The organism is Anaerococcus groningensis, assembly GCF_046365465.1.
Taxonomy (GTDB): Bacteria; Bacillota; Clostridia; order Tissierellales; family Peptoniphilaceae; genus Anaerococcus; species Anaerococcus groningensis.
On the sequence record NZ_JBGMEG010000003.1, the window covers coordinates 316723 to 323171 of the forward strand.

Here is a 6449-nt window from a genome sequence, read left to right on the forward strand (position 1 = left end):
CTATTTTAAAATTTCAAAGGCAGAAGATATAAAGGCTGCAACTCCCTTATAGAATAGGGACTCATCTAGGTTAAACTTAGAGTTGTGGTTTGGATAGCAAACCCCATCTGAGTGTTCTGTTAGGTTTGATAAAAACATAAAGCAGCCTGGTACTTCTTTTTGATAAAAGGCCATATCTTCTCCACCCATAACTGGTTTTCTAAGTTCAAAAACATCTTCTGGTAGGATATCACTAACAATATTTCTAATTTGACCAGTAAATTCTGGGTCATTATTTAAAACTGGGTAAAATCTTTCGTAATTTACATCAGCAGATCCGCCATAAGTTTTTGCAATGCCTTCTGAAATTTCAATTACTCTTTTTTCTACAATATCCCTTACGTCTTCGCTAAGAGATCTGGCTGTTCCCATCATTTCTACCTTATCTGGGATGATGTTTTGAGTAAAGCCACCGTTGATTTTGCAAACTGAAACTAGGGCAGAATCAACTGGAGCAATCTCTCTTGAAATAATTTTTTGTAAACCAAGTAATATCTCTCCAGAAATAACTATTGGGTCAATAGCTAGATGTGGGCTTGCCCCGTGGCCGCCTTTGCCATTTACTTCTATAGTAAACTTATCCATAGCAGCCATCATTTCGTTATCTTTAAAGGCAATAGATCCACGTGGGATTTCTGCTAGGTGGCCTCCGTGCATACCGATTATAAAGTCAACTTTTGGGTTTTCTAAAACTCCTTCTTCAATCATTGGTTTTGCACCACCTGGAATTTCCTCACCCGGTTGGAAGATAAATTTAACAGATCCTTTTAACTTATCCTTGTTTTCATTTAAAATTTTTGCAGCAGTTAAAGCAATAGCTGTGTGAGAATCATGCCCACAAGCGTGCATTTTACCTGGATGAGTAGATGCAAATTCTAGTCCGGTTTCTTCTGCAACAGGTAGTGCATCCATATCAGCTCTAATAGCAAGACATTTACCACGTTCACTTCCTTCTATAAGAACAGATAAGCCGTTACCATTTACGTATTCTTTGTAGCTTAAGCCAAAGTCATCTAGCTTTGATTTTACATAGGCAACAGTTTTTGGTAATTCCAGTTCCAATTCAGGAATTTTATGTAGTTCGCGTCTCATTTCTATACAAAGATCTTCATTAGCCTTTGCAAGTTCTATGTAGTCCATAATAACCTCCTATAAATAAAACTATAGTTAAATTATAAGTATTGGTAATTTTTTTGTCAAATATTTTAATTAAGTAAAACTTTTATAAAAAATTAATATTAATAGGAAAACGATGTTTAAAGTAAAACTTACTGGGTATTATATTAATAAGAAAATATATTTTCAACTAGAAAGATAGGAGGATAGTCCAATGGGAACAGAAGAAAAATTTGACCTATATTTTAAGCCAGAATGTCCATTTAGCTTGAAGGTGTTAAACTTTTTTAAAGACAATAACATCACAAACTTCCAATCTTATAACATAAAAGATGCGACTTGTGGAGCAGAAAATACTCGTAAATTAGAAGAAGTCGGAGGCAAGGTACAAGTACCATGTATTGTTATAGATGGAGAAGCAATGTACGAATCTGACGATATAATTGAATACGCGAAAGAAAACTTTCTTTAATAAAAATATTAGATATTGAAATAAATATAGCTTTCGCTTTGAAACTTTGAGAGAAAAAGTGAGTATAAGACTCCAGTTTCAAAATTTGCTTATAATAAGAGTAATTAAAGAAATTTACTTTTAAATTAACTACTAAACCTAAGTTTTTAAGACTAATGGCAATAATTTTTTTAAAATCGCAAACACGTGTAACAGACTAGACGGTTGTAAAAATTTTATTTAAAATTAGTTTTATCACAAACTTGGGTTTTTTATTTGTATTTTTGAACAAAAAAACAAGCCCCCTAAGGCCTGTTCTTATCTTTTAGTCCATAACTTCGTAATTTATATCATCAATTACTTCATTTTTTTCCTTTTCCATTACATAGTCAGGAATCATTTTGTTTGCGATAGCGAATAATACAGTCATCACAAGGGCATCATCAAACCATCCTAAAAACGGAATGGCATCTACTACAACATCTGCAGGCAATACTGCATAAGCAATTGCAACTGCTACTGCGATTTTTGCTGGGATTGGTGTATTTTTATTTTTTAAAGCTTTAAAAAAAGCTGGAATTGAAGTTCTAAGTCTGTTAAATTTGTTCATTGAAACCCCTTTCTTAAAATAGGTTTTAACAAAATTCATTTATACTTATATTATACTTGATAATATTAAAAGTCAAGTTGATTATTATTAAATTTACTTATTTAATTAGGATTTAGTATAATATAAGTGCAGGAGAAGATTAATATGGAAGAAATGATTAGAATTTATTTAGATAGTAATGATGATTACAAAAATTATATAAACCACATTTTTAAATATGTTAAAAATATCGAATTTGTTATTTTAGATGATAGTTATATTTTTAGCCCAATTATTATGGAATATTTGAAGAAAAATAATTTGAGAGCAAAAAATGTAAATTCTTGGATGGGAACTAAGTCAGGATCTAGAAAAAACCTATTGTATCGTTTTGATTCAAATTCTGAATTTAAAAATATTTTATTGAAATTGGAAAATTTTTTTATTATTAATAAAAAGGAAATTTCAAAAAATACTTATAGTTGTACTATAGAGGATACTGATTGGGGACACGCTGATATTGCTTTTTTTGATGAAAATAACGAAGTAATATCTTATGTTACGGCCCATGAAGGAGATATATTTGTAAATGAGAAATATATTTATGATTTTTCTCAGTTTATCTTAGATAAGAATGTATCATATTATTTTGGCTTATGAATAAAATTGGATTAGTAGAGACTATTTCAGGAGAAAAATATGGGAATTAGATATAGAAAAAGTATAAATCTCGGCAAGGGATTTAGAATAAATATGAGTAAGACTGGCCCAGGGTTTTCTTGGGGAGGCAAGGGTTTTAGGATTACCCGTACTGCCAATGGGAATATCAGAGGGTCAGCTTACATACCGGGAACAGGGATTGGCTATCAAAAAGATTTTGGAAATCCCCACAAAAAAATAACTGGCAATAAAAATAAACCTGCTAAAGGTAAAAACGAATCCAAAGACTCTATCTTTTATAAAAGTGATATAGGCAGTATCCACTCATCAGACATGGCAGATGTGCTTGCAGCAACTAATAAAAACCGCACCTATAAATATACGGCCATTGCTCTTATAATAATCGGCCTACTTTTAATAATTGTAAATCCTCTTTTTGCAATTTTGGCAGTTTTGGGAGTTATTTTGGCTATTTATAACAAGAATAATCAAACCATTAGCCTAGATTACGAATTAAGTGATGATGCCAAAGAAGAACTAGAAGTAACTAATGATTTACTAAAAGGTATTATGGAATCAGATGCTGTGTGGCTGGTAAATGAGCTAGAAGAAGCTAGGGCTGGTGATGAAGAGCGAATGAGAATTATCGATCGCACACCAATTAATTTTTATAAGGGTACAGATGAAGCCATAGAGGCAAATGTAGATACCTACACCCTAGATGCAGGGAAGCTTAAGCTGATATTTTTACCAGATGCTATTTTTATCAAGCAAAATGGTAAGCTAGCTGCAGTAAGCTTTAAAGAAATAGATATAAATCTTGCAACAGCCTTATTTTTAGAAGATAGCAAAATTCCAAATGATGCTACAGTCCTAGGCAAAACCTATGCCCACACCAACAAGGATGGCAGTCCAGATAAAAGATATAAGGACAATCCCGAAATGACTTTAGTAGAATATGGAGTTCTTTCTATATTTAATCACCCTGGTCTAGAGCTTTTAATTGTATTTTCAGATACAGTTTTGGATGGAGAATAAATTTGAATTTATATTTGAAATCAGTAGCAGTAGGGATAAATTGATCAGACCGTCTACGAAGTAGGCACAAACTACAATTTCACTATTCTTTGTGTTAAATGGATTGGTTTCAATATATTAGAGTCTACTTTACTAAATAAGAAGCTAGGCTATTACAATAAAAATAAAAAGTAAAGCAAAATCAAGAAACAAAACTTAATTTCTATGTAGGAGATATTTTTCTTTCACCAATAAATATTTGAACTATTTATTTGAATACCTAAATTAATAAATTTAATTGATAAAAATCGAGTTTTTCTTTTTTTATCTAAAGAATAGAATAGTGTATAAGTTACTATCCCCATACTGGTAACAGGAAGGGGGTGTGTCCAGCATGAAGGATCTACTCATAGACCTACTCTATTCTTTGACAGTTTCTATCATGGCAGGTGTACTTAGTCCCTACATCTGCAAATGGTTAGATGGAAGCGATGATAAAGATAGTAACTAGCCTAATAAAAAAAGACTGGAGCGGCAACTCCAGTCTTTTTGTGTGTCCAACATAATTGAACTCTATTCTTTTAGTCACTCACATTATACTAACATTAATGTTATATTACAAGATAGATTGGTATCTTACAATGGTTATTTGATATAATTAAGCTAATACATAAGTTTAAAGCTATTAGATAATAGTTTTTTAAATAGTTCTAGAGCTAATAAAGATAATGCTAAAACAGAGCTTGTATAGAAAGTTAATTAATAACCTAAAATTCCTGAAGCTAAAGAAAAAATAAACCAATATAAGATGATAAACTGACAGAAGATCTTAAAAACGTGGATTAGATTTCAGTATTTATGCAAATAGTTATTCTCTTTTAATCGATTAAGTGTGTTAGATTAATAATTAAATGTTATAAATCTAACAAACTGGGTAGATACTTTTATGTAGAACAATTTAATAGTTACTGGAATATAACGAAAGGAGAAAGTTTTGGAAAGAAAGAAAAATTTTAGTTTAAAACTTATGTCATTGCTCATGTCAATTGTATTCGTATTTGAATTCATTGTGTTAGCATTGCCTTCTACATCAAGAGCAGACTCTGAAGAATCAGTTATTAAAGAAAGTGGAGTTTCATATGAAGAGTCATCAAATTTACCACACGCAAATTTGTATAACGATCGTGTAATAAATAATAAAGATGGCGTACAGATGTATAGTCTAACCCGCCCTAATAGTATTGAAGATTATAAAAAATTAGGATATAGCAATTTTCAATATAGTGACTGGTCTGGTGATAAATATGTTTTAAGTACAAGAGCAAAAAGAGTAGGAAAAGCTATTGTAACTGGTGCGTTATCACGTATAATACCAAGCGCACAAGTAAGGGATTTAATGCAAGTATATTCAATAGCTAGCGCAACTATTCCTCAGGATGCAGATGTTTGGATAACAGTAAATGCAAGAAACATTATGGCCCATACTCCAAAACCAGACAGTTATGAAGTGCTTATAGGGGAAGAAAGTATAGTAAAATATTATTCAGATCCAGACCTAACTAAGTTAGAAAAAACAGTACACAGGACTAATTTTGTAGGTTAGTAATTAATCTTTGACCAGAGTTATAATTTTTACTATATAATTCTGGTCAAGGCTAATTTTATACTCTGTTTATCATTTCTTATTTTCTTTATAATCAAGATAAGATAAACCAAAAATAGGAAGTGCAAGCATCCACATAAAATATGGGTAATATTTATAAGAATCCGAAACTAAAAACTCAAATAATATATATATTACAAGAATAACCGAGTGAGTAATGAGAAGTTTTTTTCTATTATTATTCATTTTATCCTCCCTGACTTCTTTTTTTATTACTTTAGAATAAACAATTCAACATCATTATATTAATAATACCCGTTTGTTAAGAACAAGACTCAACTATTTCATACGATAGCATTATTTTAAAATTCGATCCTGTAATTGAACTTAAGGAAAAATCTTTACAAGGAGAATTAACCAAAGAAAATCTAATGGAAGTTACTCTGCATCAGAAAAACCAGAGGATTTTGAGATAATAAATTCTTAAGGTTAATTAATTTACACAATAAAATGAGACTTAGGAATAAATCGAAGACTCAAACTTTCTACAAAAAAGTTAGAAATTATATTCTTACCTTTTTTTAGTATTTAAATCGCGTGATTTCAATATATAAAAATTTAAATATAATAAAAAATAGGCAAATTATCCTATACAGGAATCAAAAATATAAATACAAGGAGATTTTGTTAAGGGTGCATAAAAATTTAGATTAAAAGAATCATCATTCTTATAATGATATGTACATAGCTTTTGACCGATATATTACTTAATTGAAGAAGGTTATTAACATGATAAAAAATCTAAATTAAGAAAATTTAGTATTATATGCTGAATGTAAAAATACATATATAGAAAATCAAATTGTTATATATCTAGTATTTTCAGATACTGTTTTGGATGGTAAATAATATTTTTTTTAAAACAATAGCCTAGCTATTGTTTTTTATTTGTTCACTTAAGTGAGTTGAACGAA

7 protein-coding genes are annotated in these 6449 nt (G+C 30.2%); 4 read left to right on the forward strand and 3 right to left on the reverse strand.

Annotation, left to right across the window (positions count from 1 at the left end; translation table 11 throughout):
- Positions 1-1179, reverse strand: coding sequence for a M20 metallopeptidase family protein (locus tag AB9Q04_RS03110; protein ID WP_410023911.1), 1179 nt, complete (start codon positions 1177-1179; stop codon positions 1-3).
- A gap of 190 nt (positions 1180-1369) precedes the next feature.
- Between AB9Q04_RS03110 and AB9Q04_RS03115 the strand changes: the two genes are divergently transcribed.
- Complete coding sequence (locus tag AB9Q04_RS03115) at positions 1370-1627, forward strand: glutaredoxin family protein (protein WP_410023912.1); 258 nt, start codon at positions 1370-1372, stop codon at positions 1625-1627.
- A gap of 304 nt (positions 1628-1931) precedes the next feature.
- Here AB9Q04_RS03115 and AB9Q04_RS03120 read toward each other — a convergent pair whose 3' ends face one another.
- Complete coding sequence (locus AB9Q04_RS03120; RefSeq protein WP_410023913.1) at positions 1932-2216, reverse strand: YkvA family protein; 285 nt, start codon at positions 2214-2216, stop codon at positions 1932-1934.
- A 144-nt stretch (positions 2217-2360) separates the two neighbouring features.
- Between AB9Q04_RS03120 and AB9Q04_RS03125 the strand changes: the two genes are divergently transcribed.
- From AB9Q04_RS03125 to AB9Q04_RS03135, 3 genes are all read left to right on the forward strand, one after another.
- The gene (locus AB9Q04_RS03125; RefSeq protein WP_410023914.1) at positions 2361-2855 is read left to right on the forward strand and encodes a hypothetical protein; all 495 of its coding nucleotides are present in this window, start codon (positions 2361-2363) and stop codon (positions 2853-2855) included.
- Between the two features lie 39 nt (positions 2856-2894).
- Complete coding sequence (locus tag AB9Q04_RS03130) at positions 2895-3893, forward strand: DUF4236 domain-containing protein (protein WP_410023915.1); 999 nt, start codon at positions 2895-2897, stop codon at positions 3891-3893.
- 1048 nt (positions 3894-4941) lie between these two features.
- Positions 4942-5475, forward strand: coding sequence for a hypothetical protein (locus AB9Q04_RS03135; protein WP_410023916.1), 534 nt, complete (start codon positions 4942-4944; stop codon positions 5473-5475).
- 72 nt (positions 5476-5547) lie between these two features.
- Here the strand turns inward: AB9Q04_RS03135 and AB9Q04_RS03140 are convergent, their stop codons facing one another.
- Positions 5548-5721 (reverse strand): hypothetical protein, encoded by a 174-nt coding sequence (locus tag AB9Q04_RS03140; RefSeq protein ID WP_394019409.1) that lies wholly within the window; start codon positions 5719-5721, stop codon positions 5548-5550.
- Between the last annotated feature and the right edge of the window lie 728 nt (positions 5722-6449).